Below are 24,850 nucleotides of genomic sequence, written 5' to 3' on the forward strand. Positions count from 1 at the left end.
GTTTTAAAGTGAATAAGAAGCTGACTTGTTTTTACAAGTCAGCTTTTTTTATTCGTGATGATAGGGCAGATTACCTAAAATGGTAAAGGCTCTGTACAATTGCTCGGTAAAAAACAATCGAATCATTTGATGAGAAAAAGTCATTTTAGACAAGGATAATTTTTGATTGCCTCTGGCATAAACTTCTTGAGAAAATCCATATGGTCCACCAACTACAAAAACCAAATTTTTCAGCCCTGTATTCATGCGTTTTTGAAGCCAGCCAGCCAATTTTGTTGAGGAATACTCCCCGCCATTTTCATCCATCAGGACAACAAAATCTGATGTTGATATTTTTTTCAAAATAAGCTCTCCTTCTTTTTCTTTTTGAAGCTCGATTTCCATATTTTTCCTTTTCTTAAGGTCAGGAATAATGATAATTTCAAAATTTACAAAATGTGATAAGCGCTTTTTGTAATCGTCGATTAACGCTTCCAAATGGTGATTATCAGTTTTGCCTACAAGCACTAATGAGATGGTCATCCGTATAAAAAAGTTTAACTTTGTTTGAGACAAAAATAGATATCTAGATGATTAGTGAAAAGAAATTGGATGAAGAAATCCAAATCATTATTGAAAACGCAATAAGAGAAGATGTTGGTGATGGAGATCATTCTAGTTTGGCATGTATTCCAGAAGATGCAAAGGGGAAAGCCATGTTGCTTGTGAAGGAAGATGGAATTCTTGCCGGAGTAGATTTTGCGAAAAAGGTTTTAAAATTTGTAGATTCTTCTCTAGAAATCGAAAGCTTAATGAAAGATGGAGATTCTATGACTTATGGAGATATTGCGTTTTATGTTTCTGGTCAAAGTCAATCTATACTTAAGGCAGAGCGTTTGGTTCTCAATGCGATGCAACGTATGAGTGCAATAGCTACTAAGACTAATCAGTTTTCAACATTGTTGAAAGGTTATAATACTCAAATTCTAGATACGCGTAAAACAACTCCTGGCTTTAGAGCTTTAGAAAAACAAGCAGTAAAAATTGGAGGTGGTGAAAATCATCGATTTGCACTCTATGATATGGTTATGTTAAAAGACAATCATATAGATTTTGCGGGAGGAATATCAAAAGCAATTCAGAAAACTGTAAAATATCTGGCAAAAAATAAATTGGACCTTAGAATTATTGTAGAAGCAAGATCACTTTCAGAAGTAGAAGAGATTTTACATAATGAGGGAGTTTATAGAATCCTTTTAGATAACTTCAGTTTTCAGGATACTAAAGACGCTGTAAAACTTATCAATGGAAAATGTTTTACAGAGTCTAGTGGAGGAATTACTCTTGAAAATGCAAAATCTTATGCTGAATGTGGAGTAGACTATATTTCCAGTGGAGCGCTTATACATTCGGTTTATAATTTAGACCTTAGCCTAAAAGCTGTATAATATGGCAACTGAAATTAGCGATTCTCTTAAGAAAATTCCAGTAATTTGTAGCATTGCCTATTGGATGAACCAGACAAAATTACCTGGTTTTGATGGATTTACGCTTTACGATCTCTTCAGTCTCTATGTTATTGGGATTTTGAAGGGAACCTTTTCAACTCGTGCAGGTTCTATAGCTTTTAGTTTTTTCATGGCTATTTTTCCCTTTTTACTTTTTATATTAAATTTAATCCCTTTTGTATGGTTTATAGATAATTTTCAACAAGAATTACTAAATTACTTGGAAGAATTGCTACCACCACAAACCGCTGGCTTGTTTCAGGACATATTTTATGATATAGCTAACAATCCCAGGGCTGGCCTGCTTTCATTTGTTTTTTTACTATCAATTTTTTTGATGTCCAATGGAGTGAATGCTATCTTTACAGGCTTTGAATTTTCATATCACACAAGAATCAATAGAACAATAATTAAACAGTACATGGTTGCAGTTGGTGTAGCCTTAATTGTCGCAATACTTCTGTTGATAGCTGTAATTGCTACTGTTTATTTAACATTTGTCATAGATCAGTTCCAAAGTATTGGTGTAGTTGGAGATTCGCTGCTACTTGCTAAATACGGACGCTTTGCGATTTTGGTTTTGGTCTTAATTTTAGGAATTTCTACTTTATATTATTTCGGAACAAAAGAAGGTAGGAAAACACGCTTTTTTTCTTTAGGTACTTTTTTTACAACAATTTTAATTATTTTAACCACATATTTGTTTTCCATTTACGTTGAAAATTTCAGTGCATACAATAAACTATATGGCTCAATTGGGGCCTTGTTAATTCTCATGTTATATATTTGGTTAAATTCAAATATACTTTTACTGGGGTTTGAGCTTAATGGATCACTTTATAACCTTAAACGAAAATCAAAATATTAAAACTATGAAAACAACCTTTTTTATGATAGCAGCCCTAATAATGGCTACTACTACATTTGCACAAACTGAAATTGCTGGAGTTGAACTCCCTAACACTTTTCAAGTTGGCCAAACAGAATTGAGCTTAAATGGTGCAGGAGTGAGAGAAAAATTTTGGATGGATATGTACGCTGGCGGTTTGTACACAGATAAAAAAATGAAGGATTCTCAAAAAGTTATGAATGCAGATGCTCCAATGGTGATAAAACTTCACATTGTATCTGGATTAATTTCAAGCAGTAAAATGAGTTCTGCTGTTGAAGACGGTTTTGAAAATTCAACTAAAGGCAACACCAAACCTTATAGAGCCAAAATAGACAAATTCATTTCATTCTTTTCTGATGAAATTACCAAAGACGATGTGTTTGATATCACATACACTCCTTCAGAAGGTGTTGTTGTTTTTAAAAACGATAAAGAACTCGGTACTATTAAAGGTTTAGATTTCAAAAAAGCTCTTTTTGGAATCTGGTTTTGTGATAAGCCTGCCGATAAAAATCTTATGAAAGGAATGTTAGGATTATAGACGTATGAAATTTTTAATATTGCTTATGGGTTTCCTGTATGGAAACCTTATTTTTTCTCAAGAAGTTTTCGGAGAATGGAAAACAATAGACGATGATTCGGGTATTGCAAAATCTATTGTAGAAATCTATAAAAAAGAGGGAGAGGTTTATGGAAAAATAAATAGAATTTTTAGAGAAGACAAAAGAAACCTTCGATGTACAGAATGTAAAGGAGAATTAAAAAATCAGAAGGTCGAGGGTATGGTGATTTTGAAAAATCTTTCTAAAAATGGAGACAAATATGAGGATGGAACTATTACTGATCCTGAAAATGGAAAGGTTTACGATGCTAAAATTTGGCTTAAAGACAATAAACCAAATACGTTGATGGTAAGAGGTTATCTCTCTATATTCTATAGAACCCAGGAGTGGGAAAGATTTGAAAACTAACGGATAACAGTTGTTTTATGCCTTTTTTTATCGATGTAATTGTTCCCTTACCTTTAGAGCAAAGGTTTACATATTCTGTCACAAATAAGGAGCATGAGCTTTTGCAAATAGGGATGAGGGTAGCTGTGCCTTTTGGTAAGCGTAAGGTATATACTGGTATTGTTGCCAAAATTCACAATACTCCGCCAATTCGTTATGAGGCAAAGCCGGTTGAAGAACTTCTTGATGAAACACCAACAGTTACTTCATATCAACTTAAACTTTGGAAGTGGATTGCAGATTATTACTTATGCACGGAGGGTGAAATTCTGAAATCAGCCTTACCAAGTGCGCTTTTGATTGAAAGTGAAACTGTCATTGAGCCCCATCCTGACTATGATATTAATACGATTGATGAGGATGAAAGCCTTAACGATAGCGAATATTTAATACTACAAGCACTTCAAAAGCAAAGCTTATTAAAAATTAGTGAGATTACATTAATCCTTGATAAAAAAACTATTTTTCCTGTCATCAATGCAATGGCAGAAAAAGGATTAATTTTAATTAATCAAGAATTAAATAAACAATACAAGCCCAAGCTTCAGAAATATATTAAACTTTCAGACCACTATTCTTCAGAGATAGAATTACCAGGTCTGTTAGATAGTTTAGAAAGAGCTAAAAAACAAAAGCAAGCTCTTCTGAAATTGTTTAGTCTAAAAGCTCAAACACAGAAACCTATATCTGTAAAGATGCTAAAAGAGGAGGCCGGGGTCTCTGAATCGGTAATTAAGTCTCTTGTTGAGAAGTCAATTTTTGAAGAGTATTTTATCAAGAAAGATAGGATACAATATGATGGAGATTCATCTTCAAAAAAAATTATTCTCAATGAATATCAGTCTAAAGCCTTAGATGACATTGAAAATGGCTTCAACATACATCCAGTGTGTTTGCTCAAAGGGGTTACCTCTTCTGGTAAAACTGAGGTTTATATTAAACTGATTGAAAAAGTAATACTAGAAGAAAAACAGGTACTATACTTATTGCCAGAAATTGCGTTAACTACTCAACTCATTCAGCGTTTACAAGATTATTTTGGCGACCAAGTTTTAGTTTATCACAGTAAATACTCTGTCAATGAAAGAGTTGAGGTTTACAGACACGTCCTCGATGGGATTAAAGGTAAAATAGTGATTGGTGCCAGATCCTCTATTTTTTTACCATTTCAAGATTTAGGTCTCATCGTAGTCGATGAGTCTCATGAAAGCAGTTTCAAACAGTTTGACCCTGCTCCTCGATATCATGCACGAGATGCAGCTATTGTTTTGGCTTCTTTTTTTAAAGCTAAAACACTTTTAGGAACAGCAACTCCAAGTGTTGAGAGTTTTTATAATGTAAAACAAGAGAAGTACGCCTTTACAGAATTGACAAGGCGTTTTGGAAATGTGGTTCCTCCTAAAATTGAACTTGTTGACTTGAAAGATCAGCAGAGAAAGCAGAAGATGACTGGTCATTTTTCTGAGACACTTCTAAATGCTATCAAAGAAACTCTAAAAGAAGGTCAACAGGTTATTCTTTTTCAAAACAGAAGAGGGTTTTCACCAATTTTGGAATGTAACACTTGCGGCCATGCTCCGCAATGCCCTAATTGTGATGTGAGTCTTACTTATCATAAGCATAACAACACATTAAGGTGTCACTATTGTGGTTATCATATAGCGATGCAAACCAAATGTATGGCCTGTGGTTCAACAGATGTCACTACCAAAGGTTTTGGTACTGAGCAAATAGAGACAGAACTGCTTGCTATGTTTGAAGATAAGGTTATCAAGCGTATGGATCTCGATACCACTCGTGGTAAATATGCTTACGAAAAAATTATTTCAGCTTTTGAAAACAGAGAAATCGACATTTTAGTAGGAACACAAATGTTGACTAAAGGTCTTGATTTTAGGCATGTGAAACTTGTGGGTGTAATGAATGCAGATAGTTTATTAAATTTTCCTGACTTCAGAGCTCATGAGAGAAGTTTTCAACTATTGGTACAGGTTGCGGGTAGGGCAGGGCGAACTGATGAGCAAGGTCAAGTTCTTATTCAAACTTACAATCCTTATCACAGAATATTACAACAAGTAACCACCAATAGTTATGATGAAATGTTTAAGGAACAGTTAGATGAAAGGAGACATTTTAAATATCCGCCTTTATTTAGAATGATCAAGATCACTTTCAAATCTCGAGATTTGAACAAAATGAATGAAGCTTCAGATTGGCTTGCACTGTATTACAGACAAATTTTCACAACTAATGTACTTGGACCAGAATTTCCTGCTATATCCAGGATTAGAAATCAATATCATAAGAATATATTGATTAAAATTCCCCAGGAACAGTCTTTAGCAAAAACTAAAGCTTACGTGAAAGCTGGTGTCGATAAGTTTAAGTCTATCGCTCAATTTCGTGCCATAAAAGTAGTAGTGAATGTAGATCCTTACTAAGATTTTCATCATTAAATCATAATTACAGCTTATAGAGTTATATGAATCTGTAATACTATTGTATTTTTATAAAAAATTATTCAGCAATGACTATTACTCAACTTACCTATGTGCTTGCAGTAGCAGAGTATAAGAATTTTACTAAAGCTTCAGAAAAAGTATTTGTTACCCAACCTACGTTGAGTATGCAAGTTCAAAAACTTGAAGAAGAACTCAATGTGAAAATTTTTGATAGAACCAAAAAACCTATCAAGTTAACTCCAGTAGGTGAGAAAATAATTGAGCAGGCAAAAAATATAGTTAATGAAAGTGTAAGAATACAAGACATTGTCGATCAACAAAAAGGCTTTGTAGGTGGTGAGTTCAAGCTAGGAATCATACCTACAGTAATGCCTACTTTACTGCCTATGTTTTTGAAGAATTTTGTAAATAAGTATCCTAAAATCAATTTGAAAATTGAAGAGCTTCATACTGAAGTAATTATTGAAAAATTAATTGACGGACATTTGGATGCTGGCATTGCAGCGACTCCACTCGGAGATGAAAAAATCAAAGAAAAGCCGTTGTATTATGAGCCATTTATGGCCTATATACCAGAGCAACATAGATTATTTAATTCTAAAGATATTGTCGCAGAGGATCTTGATGTAGATGAAGTCTTGTTACTAGAAGATGGACATTGCTTTAAAGATAATATTCTTAATCTCTGTAAAAGCGTTCAAAATTTACCTGATCAAAGACGGTTTTATCTTGAGAGTGGAAGTTTTGAAACACTTATAAAATTATCTGATGAAGGTCTTGGTATGACTTTGCTTCCTTACTTACATACTTTAGACCTAAAGCAAGGCAAGCAAGGAAATATTAAGTTTTTCAAAAAACCTTATCCTTCAAGGGAAATAAGTTTGGTTCATCATAAAAATGAATTGAAATCCCATATCATAAAAGCTTTACACGAGTCAATCAACTCAATCGTTAAAGCCGCCATCCAATTTCAGGATATTGAAATTATTAGCCCGATAAATCAAAATAAAAAAAATAGTTAACTGATAATGAATTGATTGCGTGTCTATCTTAATCAATTTAAAAAAGTTGATTCAGCTTCTGTTTATTTTATTTTAAGCCATAAATTTGCAGACTTTTTACAAATGTCAATTACCGTTAGTTTATAGCAGAATTTAATATTCGTCTTTTCTTACTGTAATTCAAAACAGAGATTATTAAACCTTAAACAGACAGATGAAAAAGTTATTTAATTTATTCGATTTTAGACAAAAAGTAGATTACAAGATTGAAATCATGTCGGGTCTAACTGTAGCTTTAGCGCTTATTCCAGAATCCGTCGCCTTTTCTTTAATCGCTGGCTTGTCACCACTTACCGGTTTGTATGCTTCTTTTGTCATGGCATTGGTAACTTCTATTTTTGGTGGTCGTCCCGGAATGATTTCAGGGGCAACAGGCGCTATTGCCGTAGTCATAATTTCTCTTGCTAATAGTCACGGTGTTGAATATGTTTTTGCAGCAGTTGTTTTGGCAGGTATTATTCAGGCGCTTGCTGGTACTTTGAAACTCGGTAAATTGATGCGATTGGTACCACATCCCGTGATATTTGGATTTGTTAATGGACTGGCCATTATTATATTTATGTCCCAGTTAGATCAATTTAAGGATGCTTCCGGAGCCTGGCTCACAGGAAGTAACTTATTTATTATTCTTGCATTGGTCATTTTAACCATGCTTATCATTTGGCTGTTACCTAAATTGACTCGAGCAGTTCCGGCCTCATTAGTAGCTATTCTTGTGGTTTTTGGGATTGTATATTTCGGTGGAATATCTACCAACACAGTGGGAGATTTGGCTTCCATAAGTGGTGGGTTTCCTCCCTTTCATATTCCAGAAATCCCTTTTACACTAGAGACTTTAATGTTGATTTTACCCTATTCAGCAATCATTGCAGGAGTAGGACTTATTGAAAGTTTATTGACACTAAATATTGTAGACGAAATTACAGAAACACGTGGGAACGGAAACCGTGAAGCCATAGCACAGGGAAGCGCAAATGTTTTATCTGGATTTTTCTCAGGAATGGGAGGGTGTGCCATGCTTGGTCAGAGTTTGATTAACATTTCCAATGGTGCCAGAGCCAGACTTTCCGGAATAATAGCAGCTGTCGCATTGCTGGCTTTCATTATGTTTGGTGCTGGAATTATAGAACAACTTCCTATGGCTGCTCTTACAGGTCTTATGATTATGGTTGCCATTGGAACCTTTGAGTGGGCGAGTTTGAAGACATTGAGACGTATGCCAAAATCTGATATTTTAGTAATGGTTTTAGTTATGCTTGTTACCGTTGTTCTTCATAATTTAGCTTTAGCTGTGTTGGTAGGAGTTATTATAGCAGCATTAGTTTTTTCCTGGGATAATGCAAAAAGAATTAGGGCAAGAAAACGCATCGATGAAGAAGGTATAAAACATTATGAGATCTACGGCCCGTTATTTTTTGGTTCTACAACTGTCTTTGCAGAAAAGTTTGATGTTTTAAATGATCCTGAAGATATTATTATAGATTTTAAAGAGAGTAGAGTAGTAGATATGTCTGCGATTGAAGCTTTGAATAAAATTACAGAGCGTTACCATAAAGCAGGTAAAAAGGTTCATCTTCAAAACCTTTCTACAGATTCAAAGGCTTTACTTGTAAAAGCTGAAAAAATTATTGACGTTAACATTATTGAAAATTCAGAATATGATGTGGCTACAGAATAATCTTTGCTATATTTAATAACTAAAAAATCCCCGATTGAAATTTCAATCGGGGATTTTTTAGTTATTAAAAGAAGAATCTTAGCCGTTCATCGACATTAAAAACTCTTCATTAGATTTGGTGTCTTTTATTCTCTGGTTTAGGAATTCTATAGCTTCAATAGGATTCATATCTGCCAAATATTTTCTCATGATCCACATCTTCTGAATTTGATCATCACCTAGTAAAAGATCATCTCGACGTGTACTGGATGAAGTAAGGTCAATAGCAGGGAAAATTCTTCGGTTAGCAATTTTTCTATCGAGCTGTAGCTCCATATTACCAGTTCCTTTAAATTCCTCAAAGATGACTTCATCCATTTTAGAACCTGTATCTGTAAGTGCTGTAGCGATTATAGACAGAGAACCTCCGTTTTCAATATTACGTGCTGCACCAAAGAAACGCTTTGGTTTATGAAGTGCGTTTGCATCTACACCACCACTCAATACTTTACCACTAGAGGGTTGTACGGTATTGTAAGCTCTAGCAAGACGCGTAATAGAATCAAGTAAGATAACAACATCATGACCACACTCCACAAGACGTTTAGCTTTTTCAATGACTAAGTTAGCAACACGTACATGTTCGTGAGCTTCTTTATCAAAGGTAGACGCTACAACTTCCCCACGTACATTACGTTGCATGTCGGTAACTTCTTCTGGACGTTCATCAATCAGTAAAACGATTTGATAAACTTCCGGATGGTTCGCAGCTATCGCATTAGCGATATCTTTGAGTAGCATTGTTTTTCCAGTTTTTGGCTGAGAAACAATCATACCTCTTTGTCCTTTACCTATTGGGGAGAACAAATCGATAATTCTCGTAGAAAGTGTGCTCTGCTTTTCTGCCAATCTGAATTTTTCCTGAGGGAATAGAGGCGTCAAGTGTTCAAAAGAAACACGGTCTCTTACAATCTTAGGATCTAATCCGTTGATTTTTTTGATTTTAATAAGTGGAAAATATTTCTCTCCTTCTTTTGGAGGTCTTACTTCTCCAAGAACAGTATCTCCAGTTTTCAAACCAAAAAGACGGATTTGAGACTGAGATAAATAAATATCATCAGGGGATGATAGATAATTATAGTCAGAAGATCTCAAGAATCCATAACCATCTTGCATCAAGTCCAAGACTCCTTCACTTTCGATTATAGAATCAAACTCAAAGTCTGGATCCTTGTATTTGTTACGACTATCTCTATTCCCATTTTTATCACTCGACTTATTGTCGCTCCTAGATTTAGGATTTTGATGTTTTGGGTTTTGAGATTTTTGAGAAGGTTGATTCTTTTGGGAATTGTCCTTATTAGTATTCTTGTGCTCGGGCTTTTTATGTTCTGGTGCCTTTTTTTCTTTTGGATCTTTCCCCTTAGGTGCGGGTTTACTTTCCTGAGAAGATTTAGGGCTTGGTTTTGGTTTCTGGCTAGAATCAGGCTTTGAGTCTGGCTTTTCTGGAGCATTTACTTTGGATTGACCCTTGACTTCAGAATTATCTTTGTTCTCTTCTTTTGATTTATCATTTGCTTCAAAAGGATTCTTTGGAGCTTTTTTAGGCTCTCCTTTCTGAACTCTCTTCCTAGGTTTTTTTGAAGCTTGATTGTCTTTATCAGTTTCACTATTCTTTTCTTCAGAAGGTTTGTTTTCTTCTTTCTTTGGAGAAGAATCTGCTTCTTTAGATTTCGTTTCTGAGCTAGAAGACTTGCCTTCTTTTTCCTTACTAAGAATCTCTTTCATCTTTTCTGGGTTGGCTGCTTGGTAATCCAAAATTTGGTAAATGAGGTCTAATTTTTTTAGACTTCTAAATTTTGGGACTTTCAATTCTTTAGCAATTTCTTGTAAGTCTGAAAGTTTTCTAGACTTTAGTTCAATAATTTCTAACATTGATATTTTTTGAAATTAAATAGTTTCGAGAGAGATTCGAATTTAAGTTGATGATTTGTAACTGCTTAGGTAAGCAGTTGTCTTGAGACATTGCAATTATACAACTTTATTTTATTTATAAATATTAATTCTCAAATATTCTACTATTTTTGCTGTTCAATTATTGAAAGATGATACAAAGAATTCAAAGCTTATATTTGGTTATTGCAATTTTGCTCAATGGGATACTTAGTTTTTATTTGCCTTTGTGGATAAATTCAGAAAATACGGAAATTTATGCTCTATCTCAACCTGTAGCCATATCTTTGTTTTTATTATCAGTTCTTATTTCGATCATAACTCTATTTTCATTCAAAAAAAGAAAACGTCAATTCGTTTTAGGACGAATTAATATCATATTAAACTTTGTTTTAGTAGGTGTTTTTGCATATTGGACACTAAGTTTACCTGGAGAGATGGATATCTCAGAGAAGGGTATTGGGATGCTTCTTCCAATAATTTCTATCGTTTTTATTGCTCTAGCCAACAAGGCTATCAAGAAGGACGAAGATCTTGTAAAATCTGTGGATCGATTGCGATAAACCTGAAATCTTAGTAATGTTAGTGCATGAAAACCCCGAGCAGCCACTCGGGGTTTTTTGCATTCAAGATAGTTTTCTTTTTAGTTTCTTATTCTGATTTTATCTTCGTTAGCTTATAGTTATTTATAAAGTAAGCTTAAAACCTTTAAGTTGAATTTAATCTTTGGATCTCTTGTGGAAGATGGCTTTAAGAACTATTATTTATAAAACCTAGTGTTCATCGGATGGCTAATATATAAATCTCCTTATATTGATCTGCTCTATTATATACTCAGTTTTAAATCTTACAAGTAGACATAAACTTGTCTAAGAAGAGACAGACTTTCCTCTTTTCCCAAAGTCAATGACTTCTAGATCTTTTATTTTCCCATTATCAAGCACAAATTTCAGCATGGTTCTTTTTTGATGAAAACCATGAATGCCTACGGCTCCCGGATTCATATGCAGTAACCCCAGTTTTTTATCGTTCATCACTTTCAAAATATGAGAATGACCGCTTATGAATAATTTTGGAGGATTTAGTTTTATTTCATCTTTCACCTCTTTGCTGTATCTGTTAGGATAACCTCCAATATGAGTCATCCAGATGTCAACTCCTTCCAGCACAAAACGTTGATTCAGTGGAAATTCACTTCTCAGTTCGTGTCCATCTATATTTCCGTAAACCGCTCTAAGTGGTGTTGTAGCTTTTAAAGCGTCAGAAACGCTTTGGTCTCCGATATCTCCAGCATGCCAAACTTCATCAGCTTTTGATGTCCAATCCAGTATTCTTTCGTCTATATATCCATGTGTGTCGCTTAGCAATAAAATAGATTTAGCCATTCCTTTTTTAAGAGCAATATAAATAAAGCTTTAGATTTAGGTCTGTTCTCTATTGTTATATTTGTTGCTCAAAATTTTTCTATCTGTGAGGTACTTCATTCAACTTTCCTATTTGGGAACTCAATATCATGGTTGGCAAAAACAGCTGGATAGTATAAGTGTACAGTCTCAGGTAAATCATGCTCTTCAGACAGCTTTACAAGAGTCTGTTGATGTGGTAGGTGCTGGAAGAACTGATGCCGGTGTTCATGCGTCTGGATATGTAGCTCATTTTGATAGTGAACAAAACATTGTTGATTATAAGAAACTCATCTTCAAATTGAACAGTATTCTACCTGCTGACATAGCCGTACATGATTTTAAAAAAGTTCACAAGGATTTTCACGCCCGTTTCGATGCAATTTCTAGGTCTTACGATTATTCTATTGTTCAGTATAAAGATCCTTTTTCTTTAGGGAAAAGCTATTTTGTGAAAAATGAACTGGATGTAAACGCTATGCAACAGGCTTCAAATCTCTTATTTAATCATAAAAATTTCAAATCTTTTTCCAAAGTTAAAACTGATGTTTATACATTTGACTGCGAAATAAAAAAAGCGATTTGGCATCAAAATGGGCATTTTCTTCTTTTTGAAATTTCAGCCAATCGTTTTTTGAGAAATATGGTAAGAGCTATTGTTGGAACTCTAGTTGAAGTAGGACTGCATAAAATTTCTGTAGAAGAATTCAACGCAATTATTCTTGCCCAAGACAGGTCCAGGGCTGGAAAATCTGTACCAGCACATGCTTTAGTTTTGAAAAATATAGAGTATCCGGCAGGGTATCTTGATAAGTAAATAAATGGAAAAAAATAGCGGTAACGCCTTTGATACTAAACTCTTTAAGAGACTCTTAAAGTTTACAGACCCCTACAAAAAAACTTTTTATTTTGTAGGCTTTGCGGCTATTGCTCTTTCTGGACTTGGCGTGCTAAGACCTTATTTATTAAGATTAACTATCGATGACGGTATTACCAAAAGTGACGCAGATAGCTTAATTTTTTACGTCAGCACTATGTTGGTAGTGCTTATTTTTGAAGTGATCTTCCAATTCAGTTTTATTTTTTATGCCAACTGGCTTGGACAGGAGGTTATAACTGATATTCGGATAAAGCTTTACAAGTACATGATGAATTTCAAAAAGCAATATTTTGACAATTCATCTGTAGGTAGATTGGTGACTAGAGCTGTAAGTGATATAGAAACTATTGCAAGTATTTTTAGTCAGGGCTTATTTATGATAATAAGTGATTTATTAAAAATGATTGTGGTTTTAGGATTTATGTTCTGGCAAAGTTGGCAGTTGACACTGCTTGTTTTGACAGTTTTACCATTCATTATTTATGCTACGCGTGTTTTTCAAAAGAAGATGAAAATCGCTTTTGAAGAAGTAAGAACGCAGGTTTCAAACTTAAACTCTTACGTTCAAGAACACCTTACTGGTATGAAAATCGTTCAGATTTTCAATAGAGAAAAAGAAGAATACAATAGGTTTAAAGACATCAATAGAAAACATAGAGACGGCTGGATCAAAACGGTTTGGTATAATGCTATTTTCTTTCCTATCGCAGAAATGTCAACATCTATCACTATTGGTTTGATTGTTTGGTTTGGAGGTTTGCGTGTCGTTGAGTCGGACATGTTGTCTTTAGGTATTATCGTGATGTTTATAGAATTGTCTCAAATGTTGTTTAGACCGCTCCGGCAAATTGCAGATAAATTTAATTCGTTGCAGATGGGGATGGTTGCTGCCAATCGCGTTTTTAAAATTTTAGATACTGATTCTCAAATCGAAAATTCTGGTACTATTGTTCCAAAAAAAATGCGAGGTCATATTACATTTGAAGATGTGAGATTCAATTATATTCCCGATGAAGAAATTTTAAAGGGTATATCTTTTGAAGTTCAGCCTGGAGAAACAGTAGCCATAGTTGGGGCGACTGGAGCGGGGAAAAGTACAGTAATTAATTTATTGAGTCGTTTTTACGAAATAAAAAGTGGAAAAATAACTGTTGACGGTGAGGATCTCAAAAATTATGAGCTTACTGCTTTAAGAAGCCAAATTGCTGTAGTTCTTCAAGATGTATTTTTATTTGCGGATAGTATTTTGAATAATATTACACTTAATAAAGAAGAAATTACAGAAGAGCAAGTGATTTCTGCAGCAAAAGATATAGGCGTTCATGAGTTTATTTCCTCTTTGCCAAATTCATATCATTATAATGTAAAAGAAAGAGGAGTCATGTTATCCTCTGGTCAACGACAATTGATCGCTTTTTTAAGAGCTTATGTTACCAATCCCAGTATATTAGTTCTGGATGAAGCGACATCATCAGTTGATAGTTATAGTGAACAACTCATACAAGAAGCTACAGATAAGTTAACCAAAAATAGAACTTCAATAGTAATTGCTCATAGATTGGCAACTATTAAGAATGCCGATAAAATTATAGTCATGGATCTCGGAAAAATTGTTGAGACCGGGAAGCATTCAGAATTGCTTAATAAAGAGAATGGATATTATAAAAATCTTTATGAAGCTCAATTTCAATATGAAGAAAAAATTAACTAGCTTAAATCTTCTTTGATTTGATCGATTAATTTTTCTAAATCTTCAAAAATATTAAATTCTCCATTTTTTAGGTAAGAGATTTGTCCAGTTTCTTCACTAACTACTAGTGCCACTGCATCTGTTTTTTCACTTATACCTACTGCGGCCCGGTGTCTAAGTCCAAATCTCAAAGGTATATCTCTATCATTACTAACAGGTAAAATTACTCTGGTTGCTGTAATTCTTCCATCCTCAATTACTATAGCTCCGTCATGAAGAGTACTGTTTTTGTAAAAAATAGATTCGATAATAGGTCTGTTGACTTTAATATCCATATCATCTCCAGTGTTTTTTACAAAATCGAGTTTTGTGTTCCTTCTTATAACGATAAGGGCTCCAGTTTTAGTAGTTCCCAATTTTTTGCAGGCTTCAACTATAATATCGACATAGTTTTGAGTTTTATTTTCTCGGTTAGAGAAATTTAGCTGAAACCAATTATTCTTTCCGCTAAAGTTTGTTGAGCCAATCATAAGTAAGAATTTTCTTATTTCTTGCTGAAATACCACAATCAAAGCAAACATTCCTACTCCTATGAATTCTCCCAAAACACTACTCAGCATTTCCATCTTGAGTAATTGGGTGAGTTTCCAAATCAGATAAATGATAACAATTCCTGTAAAGATATTGATGGCAGCAGAGCCTTTAACCAATTTATACACATAATAGAGAAGTACAGAAACTAATATGATATCTAAAATATCTAAAAATCTAAACTCTAAAAAATCTAAACCTATCATACTTTAGTTTTCTTTCAATTTTTGGTACAAGATAATGCATTGCTTAGCTTCGAGCACATCATGTACTCTCAATATTGAGCTTCCATTCATAAGCGCTGCCATATTCAATGCTGTAGTTCCATTAAGAGCTTGGTCAGCTTCTATAAGCAAGGATTTATAAATCATAGACTTCCTGGAAAGTCCCGTAAGTATTGGGACATCAATATTTTTTAAGACTTCGAGATGATTAAGCAATTTGAAGTTTTGGGTAATATTTTTGGCAAAACCAAAACCTGGATCAATTATCAAGTCATTAATACCTTTTTTTCTTGCTTCAGCTATTCTTTCAGAAAAGTAAAAAACAACATCTTTCACTAAGTCATTATAATCTGTAAGCTCCTTCATGGTCTTAGGTGTTCCGCGCATGTGCATCATGATATAAGGGACCTGATATTCTGCAATTAAATCCAGCATTTTATTATCTAGATTACCAGCAGATATATCATTTATAATATGAGCACCTTGGTCTAAACTTTCTTTAGCTACTTTACTTCTGAAAGTGTCTATGGATATAATTAGATTTGGAAATTCGGTTTTTACTTGTTTCAGAACTGAACTTAATCTCTGCAATTCTTCGTTTTCACTGATGTCATCTGCACCAGGTCTAGAACTATATGCGCCTATATCCAAAATATCCATTCCATCCTGAATGTTCTTTTCAACTTGCAGAAGCGCTTCTTTTTCATTCTTGAATTTGCCGCCATCATAAAATGAGTCTGGAGTCAGATTCAAAACACCCATTACTTTAGGTAGTGATAAATCAAGTAATTGTCCTTTACAGTTAATTGTCATGGAAACAAATTTATAATTTTAAAAGGTTTACTAAACTCATTTTTCCAACTCCTTTTAGATTTATTTTAGTTTTTATATTAAATTGTCTCATCAAACATTTTAATTATGAACAATTCTACGCCAGATTTTCAATCCTTTTACGAAGAATATTCAACACTTATAGGTGTTGTGCTTTTCTTTATTGTTGTTGACGCAATTTTAAAGCTAATCACTTTATGGCAATCGGCAAGACGTAAGCAGGTAGCTTGGTTTATTTTCTTAGCGCTTATTAATTCTTTGGGTATTCTGCCTTTGATATATCTAATAGTCAATAGGAATAAGGATAAATTCAAGCGTTAATCCTTGCTGTATTTTCTTTTTCTCCAGATATGAAACGCAGCCCCGAAAGCAAACATGGAGAGGATAGGAACTGCTAAGTTGAAAATTTGCCAGGTTAATTTTTCAGCTTCAAGTTTTTTCAAATCCATTTCATCTAAGCTTATTGATTTGTTTCTTGTTTTCACTAAATCTTCATCACCAAGAAGATAATTAACTGTGTTTAGAAGAAAGGTTTTGTTTCCATAAGTTATTCCTGAGTATCTGTCAAAGCCTAATTCTAGTGGTTTTCCAGATTGAAGCTGATTTTTGATGACATCACCATCAGAAATAAAGACTTGTTGTGTCACAGGACTTTTGTCTAAAGTATTTTTTAGCTGAAATGGTTTTAGTTTAGCTTGAAAGGCTGAAGTAAACTCTCCTTCAACTAAAACTGCCATCGGAAATTTGCCTGAAGTGTATAGTTCTTGGTTTGGTTCTTCATTGATTTGGTTCAAATTGATTTCAGAAGGAACTCCAATTTTTCTTGAAAGTTCTGAACTTTCAAGCAATATTGTTTTATTGAGATCAGACTTTAAAGTATCTATCGGATTTGCAAACTCAAATTTTACTGGATTTAAATTACTTGTAATTGGGTGTTCGTCAGCAATGTTTCCAAGCGGATCGTAAAACCATGGAAATCTGGAAAGCTGAGTAGAATTACCACTACCTGAGGCTAAAACGATGGGAGCAGAATAAAGATCATTCACAAGTTGTGGATTGATTCTGATTCCATATTTGAAGAATAAATTATATAAGTTCAAATTTCTAGGTAAAGCCAATGCAGATTTTGAAGCTCTGTAAAGACTATCTTTTTCAACATTTACATGTTCTGTAAGCCAAAGTGCCTTCCCACCACTCATTAAATATTGATCTATCGCATAATTTTTTTCTTCACTGAAAGGCTGTGTTGCTTTTGCATCTATGATAAGATCGTAAGTTTTAAGCTGGTTGACTGTTCGTTTAGGATTACTTTTGACAGAATCTAATGTAAAAGGTGCAATAAGATAATATTCTTTAAGTGTAGTCAAAAAGTCTGAAATGTATTTATCCTCAAGCTCTCCTTGCCCTTTTAAAATAGCGATTTTCTTACTTCTTTTGCGATTCAGTTTTGTAATGGCATCCACAAAGCCATATTCTAAATTCTCTATAGATTTTTGAATTAATTCAGAATTACTTTGTGTCAAAGTTTTTTGCAGGAGTTTTATTGAAGCCTGCTTATTTTCGTAATTAGCCACAGCCCATGGAAATATGACGCGTTCGGTAAGTTTTCCATTTTCACGAATATTCAGTGATTCTGGAGGCATACCTTGCTCGTAGAAGAGGTTTGCAACTTCCATAGCCTCAAGGTTGCTATCTAGAGGATCTATAAATTCGAATTTAATATTAGAATTATAAGCTCGAAGTTCTTCCAGCATATAGCGAGTTTCTGTCTGTAACCTCTTAAATTCCGAAGGTAAATCTCCTGTAAGAAAGACTTGTATCAGAATTGGACTTTCAATAGATTCTATCAATTCTATTGTAGGTTTTGATAGAGTATATTTTTGGTCTGAAGTGAAATCTACACGTGTAAAAAACTTTGAAGCCAATACATTCAGCAGTAATATCACTATTACAGTTCCTAAAATCTTTTTTAGCATTGGACTTGTTTTCATCCTGAAATAGTTTTTAGTTGAAAACGTGTAAGTGCTAAAAATAGAATACTAATGCTAAGTAAATAAACCAGATTTCTACTGTCTAAAATTCCTCTTGAAATACTTTTAAAATGATAGTTAATACCAAAATAATCCAAAGTATATAATTGTGAATCTCCAATAGAAATTGAACTTAACCCATCAAAACCAAAATATAGAAATAAACTAATAACAGCTCCCCAAATAAAGGCTATAATTTGATTAGTACTCATAGAAGATGCGAAAATCCCGATAGAAGTAAAGCAGGAAATAAGTAAAACCACTCCAAAATATGAGCTAAAAATAACACCATAATCAACACTTACATCTTTGGCAGTAAGTGCAGATAAGCTTATTAAATATAAAAAAGTAGGTAAAATCGCGATAATAGTTAAGCAAAAGCATCCAAGAAATTTACCAAACACCAGTTGATTAAGGCTTAAAGGTTTTGTAAGTAAAAGTTCCATTGTGCCTTGTTTTCTTTCTTCAGAAAAACTTCGCATGCAGATTGCAGGGATTAAGAAAGCAAAAACCCAGGGTAAAGCTTCAAAAAATGGAATAAGATTAACATAGCCTGAATCGAAAATATTAAACGGTCCTGGTATTATCCAAATTAAACTCCCTATAGAAACCAAAAATAGACCAGCAACTATATAACCGATCGGGCTAGAAAAAAAACTGTTGAATTCTTTATTGAATATTGCTAACATATCAATCTAATTCTACAAGTTTATTTAAGCTCCAAGCTTCAGCTTTTTCTGAAAACCTTGCTTTAGTAGCTTTCCAGACTTCAGCAAACAAATCGGAGTTACGGTAAGCATTTAAATGAGACTCAGATTCCCAATAACTATAAGTGAAAAATATAGACTTGTCCTTTTGGTCTTGATAAAGTTCCAAACGTTGGCAGCCCCCAAACTGGCGAATTTTCTCTTTATTTTCTTCAAATAGATTCCGAAAGCCTACAATAGCTTCGGGGTTAAATTGCATTTTCACTATTCTTACTAGCATTCTATAAAAATTTAACGGTGAGGGTGTCCAAATATTTTATTCCGAATAAACTAGAAGCACAACCTACACTCAAGGGGTTACTTTTATAGATGGCAAGTTCTAAAAAATCTGATGAATTAAACAAAGCAATTTTCTTTCCTTCCATCTCTCTATTTTCTCTTGGAACATTGAAATTAATTGCATCGGAATAATTGGAGTATACATTTTTAAACTTAGTAGACCTAGCAGAGATTAATACTTCTCTTCCTTTTGCAACAGATTTAAAAAGCTTTTTGCTAATATTAGAAACTACATTTCCAAAATTATCAATGTAGATGATATGGCCAATAATCTGATCTTCCTGTTGATTCACGATTGGTTTCACATGGGTAAGCTCGTTCATATTTGGAATAGCCTTTCCGACTACATCTAAGTCACCACCTCTACAAATATGTGTGGCTACACTGATGAATACATCAAGGATTTTGGATTTCCTTTCAAATTTATTGTGAATATTAATTTCAACAATCTTATCTGGTTTTATTTCAGAAGAAATCAAAGATAAAATTCCATTATCAGCACATATAAAATAATGACCATCTAAATAAATAGCAAGGTGTTTATTCTCTGGAGTTAATTCAGAATCTACTCCTATGATGTGAATGGAGTTTTCTGGAAAATTATGATAAGCGTTTTTAATGATATAAGCTGCCTCTGTATAATTGAAAGGAGAAATTTCATGAGAAATATCTACAATTTGGACATTCTCTAGCTCATTGTATAAGGCGCCTTTAACAGCTGCCACAGAGTGATCTTTTAGTCCGAAATCTGTAGTAAGAGTGATGATAGGCATTTAATAGACAGTTAATAGTTGTGAGCTCATTTTCGTCAAAAAAATGCGTAAATTTGCTATGCGAATTTATTATTTTTAACCAAAAATCATCGCTTTTGAATGAACTTATTTTAGAACTCTCAGAAATAAACCCAAGAGAATTTTTTGGACATCATAATTTTAATATTGAACTCATTAAAAAATATTATCCGCAACTTAAGCTTGTAGCGAGAGGGAATAAAATAAAAGTTTTTGGTGATGATGAACGATTAGAAGAATTTGAGCAGCGTTTTGAGATGTTGACAGATCATTTTTCGAAATTCAATTCGTTAGATGAAAATGCCATAGAAAGAATTCTTACAAGTCAGTCTAAGGCAGATTATGACGCTCCAATTTCTACTGGAGATATTTTAGTACATGGAGTAGGAGGAAGACTCATAAAAGCGCAGACAGCAAACCAGCGTAAACTCGTACAGTTGATGAATACCAATGATATGGTTTTTGCTATAGGACCCGCAGGTACTGGTAAAACCTATACAGGTGTAGCTTTAGCAGTGCAAGCCCTCAAAAATAAACAGGTAAGAAGAATTATTTTGACTAGGCCAGCTGTTGAAGCAGGAGAAAATCTTGGATTCCTGCCAGGGGATTTGAGAGAAAAGCTAGATCCTTATATGCAACCGCTCTACGATGCATTACGAGATATGATTGCTCCAGAAAAACTTGAGAGTTACATTGAAAAAGGGACGATACAGATTGCACCTCTTGCATTTATGCGGGGAAGAACATTGGATAATGCTTTTGTGATTTTGGATGAAGCTCAGAACACTACTCATCCACAGATGAAAATGTTTCTTACTAGAATGGGGAAAAATGCAAAATTCATGATTACCGGAGATCCTGGTCAGGTAGATTTGCCAAAGCGGGCTATTTCAGGTCTTAAAGAGGCTTTATTGGTGCTTAAAGACATTAAAGGCATTGGTATGGTTTTTCTGGATGATAAAGATGTAATTCGTCATCGACTTGTTAAAAAAGTAATTTCAGCTTATAAAGCGATAGAAAATCAAGATTAAATTATGAGTAAAACACTTACATCTACTCAATTTCAACTACCAAACCAAGTTGATTTTTATAAAGGTAAAGTTAGAGAAGTATATACGCTTTCCAACGATAAAATTGTAATTGTAGCTACAGATAGGTTAAGTGCTTTTGATGTAGTTCTACCTCAAGGTATTCCCTATAAAGGTCAAATTCTTAATGAAATAGCTTCAGAAATGCTTAAGGCGACTGAAGATATCGTCCCAAATTGGCTAGAGGCAGTTCCAGATCCTAATGTAAGCATTGGAGTGAAATGTGAGCCTTTCAAAGTTGAAATGGTTGTTAGAAATTACCTGGTAGGTCATGTTGCTAGAGAATACTTAGCTGGGAAACGTGAGTTATGTGGTGTGAAGCTTAAGGAAGGATTAAAACTCAACGACAAGTTTGACATCCCAATTATTACTCCAACTACTAAAGCAGAGCAAGGCGATCACGATCAGGATATTTCTAAAGAAGAAATACTCATACAAGGCATTGTAAGCCAGGAAGACTACAAAATTCTAGAAGATTATTCACTAAAATTATTTCAAAGAGGTACAGATCTTGCTAATGAAAGAGGTTTACTTTTAGTAGATACCAAATATGAATTCGGTAAAACACCAGAAGGCAGGATCGTCGTTATAGATGAAATCCATACACCCGATTCTTCCCGCTATTTTTATAAGGATGGATACGGAGAAAGACAAGCTGAAGGAGAAAAACAAAAGCAATTGTCCAAAGAATTCGTTAGAGAGTGGTTGATGGATAATGGATTTCAGGGAAAAGATGGACAAGAGATTCCAGAGTTAACGCCTGAGGTTGTGTCTTCAATAAGTGAAAGATATATAGAGCTTTATGAAAAAATCACCGGTAAACCATTTGAAAAAGCGGATGTCATTTCCATAAAAACAAGAATTTTGAATAACATCAAAGGTTATTTAAAGTCTTAATTTCTTCGCATTTCTGCCTGTCGCATAGGCATGCTGTCTACTATTTCGAAGATTTCTCTGGGATCGATCACTTCTGAAAATGTTTGCTTTACAGTTTGATCAAGCCCGATTAAAAAAACGTGAATAGATGAAGAAGTTGGGTAACTTGTCTTGTTGTTTTCAACAAATACTTTACTCTTTTTACTAGCGTTAAAAATTGAAGTTAACTCTCCATTTACCAAAGTAAATACGGCTAGTTTTCTTTCTTCGAGTTTCATGGGGTTTTTCCTAAGTTTATCAATTTGTTCTTTGACTCTCGAATTGAGGTCTTCTGCAGAGAGGACTATTATTCTTCTATAATTAAAATCCTGTGACATATTCATAAAGTTAAAAAGTAAAAAAGCAATAATCGTTTTCATAATTAATTATTCGTTTAATCCATTAACCATTCAAAGAAAAAAATATTTATTTGAATGTTCCGCAAGTCTAAAGTTCAGATGTATTTCTAATAGCGCATTTGACTCCCGTCTATAGTTGCAAACAAACCCCGTAGCTGAAAAACGTTGTTATACTGTCTTAAAAGACTCCCATGCAAATCAATTAGATATGCTTTAGGATTTGAAGTTTGAGTATAATTCTTTTTGTTTCTTTCTAAAAATTTATCGGTTTGTTCACTGGAGTTTAATACAGCTGTAATCTCTCCATCTACTAACGTGTAAACAGCAGTTCTTCTTTTTTTCTATTTGCATAGAGTTACGATCTACCCAATTTAAATAATTTTGAAACTCAGTATTTTTTTCTGAAGCAGTAATGATAACAATGCGTCTGTCTATGTATACTTGTAGTAAGGTTGATAGACCAAGTATAAGTCCAATGAAAGTTAATTTCATGGTATATAAGTTTTATATTTAAATATAATAAATTAAAGCTTATTATGCTTTTGATTTATGATTTCAGCTAGTAACTTTTTGGCCCTCAGTAATCTCACTTTTACATTGGTGATGGGTTGTTCTGTTCGGACAGCAATTTCTTTGTAACTCATCTCCTTGAAAAATCTCAACTCGATTACCTCTCTATAATGTGGCTGTAATTCTTTGATTTGACTTAGAAGGTTACTTAGGTTTTGTTCTTTGATGATCTTGTCTTCTACTGTTGGCTCGGCATCTGCTATTTGCGAAACACCAGAAGTTTCAATCTCTGATGTTTTGAGTTTTTGTTTACGCGTTAAATCGATGTGAATATTTTTTGATATCGTTATGAGCCATGTTTTGAACTTAAAACTGCTTTCGTAAGTTTCTATTTTATCAAAAGCCCTTGCAAAAGTCTGCACAGTGACCTCTTCAGCTTCATAAGTATCTTTTGTACGTTTCAATTGAAACCTGTAAACATCATCCCAAAAATAATTTAACAAAGCTCTAAACGCTTTTTGATCAGCTTTTTTTGCTTTGTTGATAAGTTCTTGTACGTCTGGTGTTACTGCCACGTTTTTTGTTTTTGAAGTTTACCCTGTATACCTAAGCCCAATTGCAAAAGAAGTAAACTTACTTCTAAGATAGGCCAAAGAAATAAAACTTCTTTAGAAACTTTTAAAACCCTCATATATGCTATCATAAAAAGGCTTTTTATGAGTATTGAAACTACAAAAATCATCAATACTGTTTTTGAATATTTACTAAAAGCTAAAATCAAAAAGCCAATCCAGAATATTAAATGAGAAAAATGATAAGTACCTAAGAATAATTGACTCTTTGTATCGTAATGGGCGGCAGTAGAATAGTGCCTTAACTTTTGTTTCCACCAGGTACTCCAGGATACTTTAGGTTTACTCAGAACAAAACTTTCTGGACTTAAACATACAGAAATCTTTGATTTATCTTCAATATTTTGAATCAATAAGTCATCGTCTCCTGAAGTTAAGTCCTTTTCATAATCGAATTTTTCACTTTTTAGAAATAATTCTTTAGTGTACATTACATTACGACCAACGCTCATGTATGCTTTGTTATCGATAGCTTGAGCTAAGTACAATCCAGCTGTTTGTAATGTTTCAAACTGAATAATTAAATTCAAAAAAGAAGATTGACGGATGTGAGGAGAATAACCAAGGACGCAAGACTTTGATCCTGAGAGTTCAGCTTTCATTTTCGATATCCAATTTTTTGAAATTGGTCTACAATCTGCATCTGTCAATAACAGTGTGCTATGCTGTGAAGCTTCAATACCTTGCTTCAAAGCACTTCGCTTGGAATTTGAATATTCAGCTATTGATTTAAGCAATTTTAAATTTGAAAATTCTTTCTGAAATTTCTGAACGATATCTGATGTGGAATCAGTTGACTTATCATCCACTATAATAACTTCAAACTGAGGATAATCTTGTTCTAATACAGGAATCAGATTTTGTAATAGGTTTGACGCTTCATTTTTTGCGCAAATAATAATACTTACGGGATCAGTATTTTGTAATGAACATGAAGAGGATTTTTTTTGCTTTAGTAATTTAAAAGCAATATTGTATTGCTGAACTAAAATATAGAGGATTGAAATCAGAAATAAAAAGAGTATGAATTTCAACCATTGAAGATTTAAATTGCTATTTGGTTTTATCTACTCCACCACAATCCGTTTGTTCATCTGGCATTTTACCACAATAGCTACAAGATTCACCGCTTTTATTTAAAAAAGGACTTTGACTTGCGCATGTTCCAGCAAATTTTCCATCTTTTTTACCCCAAATTTTGATAGCTATACCTGCTACAGCTAATCCTAAAAGTACGATTGATATAAGTAATAATTTCATAGTGCAAATTTAATAAAAGTCCAACTTATCGAAAGTGAAATGGGATATTATCTTGTTTTTTTAACTTAAAATTGAATT

Annotated in this window: 27 protein-coding genes; 13 read left to right on the top strand and 14 right to left on the bottom strand. The window is 33.6% G+C overall.

All coding sequences use genetic code 11. The features are described from left to right. Positions 1-48: 48 nt before the first annotated feature. Positions 49-522 carry a 23S rRNA (pseudouridine(1915)-N(3))-methyltransferase RlmH gene (gene rlmH / locus ACFQ0R_RS10260; RefSeq protein WP_379658283.1) on the bottom strand — a complete coding sequence of 158 codons (474 nt, stop codon included), beginning with the start codon at positions 520-522 and terminating at the stop codon, positions 49-51. A 47-nt stretch (positions 523-569) separates the two neighbouring features. Between rlmH and nadC the strand changes: the two genes are divergently transcribed. The 7 genes from nadC (at position 570) to ACFQ0R_RS10295 (ending at position 8,590) form a co-directional block, all read left to right on the top strand. Further along, positions 570-1,427 carry a carboxylating nicotinate-nucleotide diphosphorylase gene (gene nadC, locus ACFQ0R_RS10265; protein ID WP_379658284.1) on the top strand — a complete coding sequence of 286 codons (858 nt, stop codon included), beginning with the start codon at positions 570-572 and terminating at the stop codon, positions 1,425-1,427. A gap of 1 nt (position 1,428) precedes the next feature. Continuing rightward, complete coding sequence (locus ACFQ0R_RS10270) at positions 1,429-2,355, top strand: YihY/virulence factor BrkB family protein (RefSeq protein WP_379658285.1); 927 nt, start codon at positions 1,429-1,431, stop codon at positions 2,353-2,355. Positions 2,356-2,359: 4 nt separating this feature from the next. Beyond that, a complete protein-coding gene (locus ACFQ0R_RS10275; protein ID WP_379658286.1) occupies positions 2,360-2,920 on the top strand; it encodes a chalcone isomerase family protein in 561 nt (186 codons plus the stop codon). Between the two features lie 4 nt (positions 2,921-2,924). After that, positions 2,925-3,350: a DUF2147 domain-containing protein gene (locus ACFQ0R_RS10280; RefSeq protein ID WP_379658287.1), complete on the top strand. Its 426-nt coding sequence runs from the start codon at positions 2,925-2,927 to the stop codon at positions 3,348-3,350. A gap of 17 nt (positions 3,351-3,367) precedes the next feature. Then, the gene (priA, locus tag ACFQ0R_RS10285) at positions 3,368-5,830 is read left to right on the top strand and encodes a replication restart helicase PriA (RefSeq protein WP_379658288.1); all 2,463 of its coding nucleotides are present in this window, start codon (positions 3,368-3,370) and stop codon (positions 5,828-5,830) included. 86 nt (positions 5,831-5,916) lie between these two features. Next, a complete protein-coding gene (locus ACFQ0R_RS10290; RefSeq protein ID WP_379658289.1) occupies positions 5,917-6,873 on the top strand; it encodes a hydrogen peroxide-inducible genes activator in 957 nt (318 codons plus the stop codon). A 193-nt stretch (positions 6,874-7,066) separates the two neighbouring features. Continuing rightward, positions 7,067-8,590, top strand: a complete 1,524-nt coding sequence (locus tag ACFQ0R_RS10295) for a SulP family inorganic anion transporter (protein WP_379658290.1) — start codon at positions 7,067-7,069, stop codon at positions 8,588-8,590. Positions 8,591-8,668: 78 nt separating this feature from the next. Here ACFQ0R_RS10295 and rho read toward each other — a convergent pair whose 3' ends face one another. Continuing rightward, entirely contained in the window at positions 8,669-10,504 is a 1,836-nt protein-coding gene (gene rho / locus ACFQ0R_RS10300) for a transcription termination factor Rho (protein ID WP_379658291.1), read from the bottom strand. A gap of 170 nt (positions 10,505-10,674) precedes the next feature. Between rho and ACFQ0R_RS10305 the strand changes: the two genes are divergently transcribed. Further along, the gene (locus ACFQ0R_RS10305) at positions 10,675-11,085 is read left to right on the top strand and encodes a DUF4293 domain-containing protein (RefSeq protein WP_379658292.1); all 411 of its coding nucleotides are present in this window, start codon (positions 10,675-10,677) and stop codon (positions 11,083-11,085) included. Between the two features lie 306 nt (positions 11,086-11,391). Here the strand turns inward: ACFQ0R_RS10305 and ACFQ0R_RS10310 are convergent, their stop codons facing one another. Beyond that, positions 11,392-11,907 (bottom strand): metallophosphoesterase family protein, encoded by a 516-nt coding sequence (locus ACFQ0R_RS10310; protein WP_379658293.1) that lies wholly within the window; start codon positions 11,905-11,907, stop codon positions 11,392-11,394. Positions 11,908-11,992: 85 nt separating this feature from the next. Here ACFQ0R_RS10310 and truA point away from each other — a divergent pair, with 85 nt between their 5' ends. Together truA and ACFQ0R_RS10320 are read left to right on the top strand one after the other, a co-directional pair. Next, positions 11,993-12,742, top strand: a complete 750-nt coding sequence (truA, locus tag ACFQ0R_RS10315) for a tRNA pseudouridine(38-40) synthase TruA (protein ID WP_379658294.1) — start codon at positions 11,993-11,995, stop codon at positions 12,740-12,742. A 4-nt stretch (positions 12,743-12,746) separates the two neighbouring features. After that, the gene (locus ACFQ0R_RS10320; protein ID WP_379658295.1) at positions 12,747-14,516 is read left to right on the top strand and encodes an ABC transporter ATP-binding protein; all 1,770 of its coding nucleotides are present in this window, start codon (positions 12,747-12,749) and stop codon (positions 14,514-14,516) included. On the opposite strand, the gene cdaA is transcribed toward ACFQ0R_RS10320, so the two are convergent. After that, positions 14,513-15,292 (bottom strand): diadenylate cyclase CdaA, encoded by a 780-nt coding sequence (gene cdaA / locus ACFQ0R_RS10325; RefSeq protein WP_379658296.1) that lies wholly within the window; start codon positions 15,290-15,292, stop codon positions 14,513-14,515. The two genes, ACFQ0R_RS10320 and cdaA, sit on opposite strands and share 4 nt — an antisense overlap. 3 nt (positions 15,293-15,295) lie before the next feature. After that, a complete protein-coding gene (folP, locus tag ACFQ0R_RS10330; protein WP_379658297.1) occupies positions 15,296-16,123 on the bottom strand; it encodes a dihydropteroate synthase in 828 nt (275 codons plus the stop codon). 105 nt (positions 16,124-16,228) lie between these two features. Between folP and ACFQ0R_RS10335 the strand changes: the two genes are divergently transcribed. Beyond that, positions 16,229-16,462 carry a DUF5652 family protein gene (locus tag ACFQ0R_RS10335; RefSeq protein ID WP_379658298.1) on the top strand — a complete coding sequence of 78 codons (234 nt, stop codon included), beginning with the start codon at positions 16,229-16,231 and terminating at the stop codon, positions 16,460-16,462. Here the strand turns inward: ACFQ0R_RS10335 and gldG are convergent. Genes gldG through ACFQ0R_RS10355 form a run of 4 tightly spaced genes read right to left on the bottom strand, consistent with a single transcriptional unit; the run spans position 16,459 to position 19,990 of the window. Next, complete coding sequence (gldG, locus tag ACFQ0R_RS10340; RefSeq protein ID WP_379658299.1) at positions 16,459-18,117, bottom strand: gliding motility-associated ABC transporter substrate-binding protein GldG; 1,659 nt, start codon at positions 18,115-18,117, stop codon at positions 16,459-16,461. The genes ACFQ0R_RS10335 and gldG overlap by 4 nt on opposite strands. An 11-nt stretch (positions 18,118-18,128) precedes the next feature. Continuing rightward, the gene (gldF, locus tag ACFQ0R_RS10345) at positions 18,129-18,860 is read right to left on the bottom strand and encodes a gliding motility-associated ABC transporter permease subunit GldF (RefSeq protein ID WP_379658300.1); all 732 of its coding nucleotides are present in this window, start codon (positions 18,858-18,860) and stop codon (positions 18,129-18,131) included. A gap of 1 nt (position 18,861) precedes the next feature. Next, positions 18,862-19,158 carry a putative quinol monooxygenase gene (locus ACFQ0R_RS10350; protein ID WP_379658301.1) on the bottom strand — a complete coding sequence of 99 codons (297 nt, stop codon included), beginning with the start codon at positions 19,156-19,158 and terminating at the stop codon, positions 18,862-18,864. A 1-nt stretch (position 19,159) separates the two neighbouring features. Then, complete coding sequence (locus ACFQ0R_RS10355; protein ID WP_379658302.1) at positions 19,160-19,990, bottom strand: SAM hydrolase/SAM-dependent halogenase family protein; 831 nt, start codon at positions 19,988-19,990, stop codon at positions 19,160-19,162. 95 nt (positions 19,991-20,085) lie between these two features. On the opposite strand from ACFQ0R_RS10355, the gene ACFQ0R_RS10360 reads away from it, so the two are divergent. Next, positions 20,086-21,039 (top strand): PhoH family protein, encoded by a 954-nt coding sequence (locus ACFQ0R_RS10360; protein ID WP_379658303.1) that lies wholly within the window; start codon positions 20,086-20,088, stop codon positions 21,037-21,039. A gap of 3 nt (positions 21,040-21,042) precedes the next feature. After that, the gene (locus ACFQ0R_RS10365; protein WP_379658304.1) at positions 21,043-21,993 is read left to right on the top strand and encodes a phosphoribosylaminoimidazolesuccinocarboxamide synthase; all 951 of its coding nucleotides are present in this window, start codon (positions 21,043-21,045) and stop codon (positions 21,991-21,993) included. Here the strand turns inward: ACFQ0R_RS10365 and ACFQ0R_RS10370 are convergent. From ACFQ0R_RS10370 to ACFQ0R_RS10390, 5 genes are all read right to left on the bottom strand, one after another. Then, entirely contained in the window at positions 21,990-22,391 is a 402-nt protein-coding gene (locus tag ACFQ0R_RS10370; protein WP_379658305.1) for a DUF4174 domain-containing protein, read from the bottom strand. The genes ACFQ0R_RS10365 and ACFQ0R_RS10370 overlap by 4 nt on opposite strands. 252 nt (positions 22,392-22,643) lie before the next feature. Next, the gene (locus ACFQ0R_RS10375; RefSeq protein ID WP_379658306.1) at positions 22,644-22,862 is read right to left on the bottom strand and encodes a hypothetical protein; all 219 of its coding nucleotides are present in this window, start codon (positions 22,860-22,862) and stop codon (positions 22,644-22,646) included. Between the two features lie 32 nt (positions 22,863-22,894). Further along, complete coding sequence (locus tag ACFQ0R_RS10380) at positions 22,895-23,455, bottom strand: RNA polymerase sigma factor (RefSeq protein ID WP_379658307.1); 561 nt, start codon at positions 23,453-23,455, stop codon at positions 22,895-22,897. After that, positions 23,446-24,546 carry a glycosyltransferase gene (locus ACFQ0R_RS10385; RefSeq protein WP_379658308.1) on the bottom strand — a complete coding sequence of 367 codons (1,101 nt, stop codon included), beginning with the start codon at positions 24,544-24,546 and terminating at the stop codon, positions 23,446-23,448. Before ACFQ0R_RS10385 ends, ACFQ0R_RS10380 begins: the two co-directional genes overlap by 10 nt. Before the next feature lie 19 nt (positions 24,547-24,565). Next, a complete protein-coding gene (locus ACFQ0R_RS10390; RefSeq protein WP_379658309.1) occupies positions 24,566-24,772 on the bottom strand; it encodes a membrane or secreted protein in 207 nt (68 codons plus the stop codon). Between the last annotated feature and the right edge of the window lie 78 nt (positions 24,773-24,850).

Source organism: Psychroflexus salinarum (assembly GCF_042677225.1).
GTDB lineage: Bacteria > Bacteroidota > Bacteroidia > Flavobacteriales > Flavobacteriaceae > Psychroflexus > Psychroflexus salinarum.

Coding starts and splice junctions, on each gene's coding strand:
- rlmH (WP_379658283.1), bottom strand. CDS start 522: ATGACCATCTCATTAGTGCTTGTAGGCAAAACTGATAATCACCATTTG.
- nadC (WP_379658284.1), top strand. CDS start 570: ATGATTAGTGAAAAGAAATTGGATGAAGAAATCCAAATCATTATTGAA.
- ACFQ0R_RS10270 (WP_379658285.1), top strand. CDS start 1,429: ATGGCAACTGAAATTAGCGATTCTCTTAAGAAAATTCCAGTAATTTGT.
- ACFQ0R_RS10275 (WP_379658286.1), top strand. CDS start 2,360: ATGAAAACAACCTTTTTTATGATAGCAGCCCTAATAATGGCTACTACT.
- ACFQ0R_RS10280 (WP_379658287.1), top strand. CDS start 2,925: ATGAAATTTTTAATATTGCTTATGGGTTTCCTGTATGGAAACCTTATT.
- priA (WP_379658288.1), top strand. CDS start 3,368: ATGCCTTTTTTTATCGATGTAATTGTTCCCTTACCTTTAGAGCAAAGG.
- ACFQ0R_RS10290 (WP_379658289.1), top strand. CDS start 5,917: ATGACTATTACTCAACTTACCTATGTGCTTGCAGTAGCAGAGTATAAG.
- ACFQ0R_RS10295 (WP_379658290.1), top strand. CDS start 7,067: ATGAAAAAGTTATTTAATTTATTCGATTTTAGACAAAAAGTAGATTAC.
- rho (WP_379658291.1), bottom strand. CDS start 10,504: ATGTTAGAAATTATTGAACTAAAGTCTAGAAAACTTTCAGACTTACAA.
- ACFQ0R_RS10305 (WP_379658292.1), top strand. CDS start 10,675: ATGATACAAAGAATTCAAAGCTTATATTTGGTTATTGCAATTTTGCTC.
- ACFQ0R_RS10310 (WP_379658293.1), bottom strand. CDS start 11,907: ATGGCTAAATCTATTTTATTGCTAAGCGACACACATGGATATATAGAC.
- ACFQ0R_RS10320 (WP_379658295.1), top strand. CDS start 12,747: ATGGAAAAAAATAGCGGTAACGCCTTTGATACTAAACTCTTTAAGAGA.
- cdaA (WP_379658296.1), bottom strand. CDS start 15,292: ATGATAGGTTTAGATTTTTTAGAGTTTAGATTTTTAGATATTTTAGAT.
- folP (WP_379658297.1), bottom strand. CDS start 16,123: ATGACAATTAACTGTAAAGGACAATTACTTGATTTATCACTACCTAAA.
- ACFQ0R_RS10335 (WP_379658298.1), top strand. CDS start 16,229: ATGAACAATTCTACGCCAGATTTTCAATCCTTTTACGAAGAATATTCA.
- gldG (WP_379658299.1), bottom strand. CDS start 18,117: ATGCTAAAAAAGATTTTAGGAACTGTAATAGTGATATTACTGCTGAAT.
- gldF (WP_379658300.1), bottom strand. CDS start 18,860: ATGTTAGCAATATTCAATAAAGAATTCAACAGTTTTTTTTCTAGCCCG.
- ACFQ0R_RS10350 (WP_379658301.1), bottom strand. CDS start 19,158: ATGCTAGTAAGAATAGTGAAAATGCAATTTAACCCCGAAGCTATTGTA.
- ACFQ0R_RS10355 (WP_379658302.1), bottom strand. CDS start 19,990: ATGCCTATCATCACTCTTACTACAGATTTCGGACTAAAAGATCACTCT.
- ACFQ0R_RS10365 (WP_379658304.1), top strand. CDS start 21,043: ATGAGTAAAACACTTACATCTACTCAATTTCAACTACCAAACCAAGTT.
- ACFQ0R_RS10370 (WP_379658305.1), bottom strand. CDS start 22,391: ATGAAAACGATTATTGCTTTTTTACTTTTTAACTTTATGAATATGTCA.
- ACFQ0R_RS10375 (WP_379658306.1), bottom strand. CDS start 22,862: ATGAAATTAACTTTCATTGGACTTATACTTGGTCTATCAACCTTACTA.
- ACFQ0R_RS10390 (WP_379658309.1), bottom strand. CDS start 24,772: ATGAAATTATTACTTATATCAATCGTACTTTTAGGATTAGCTGTAGCA.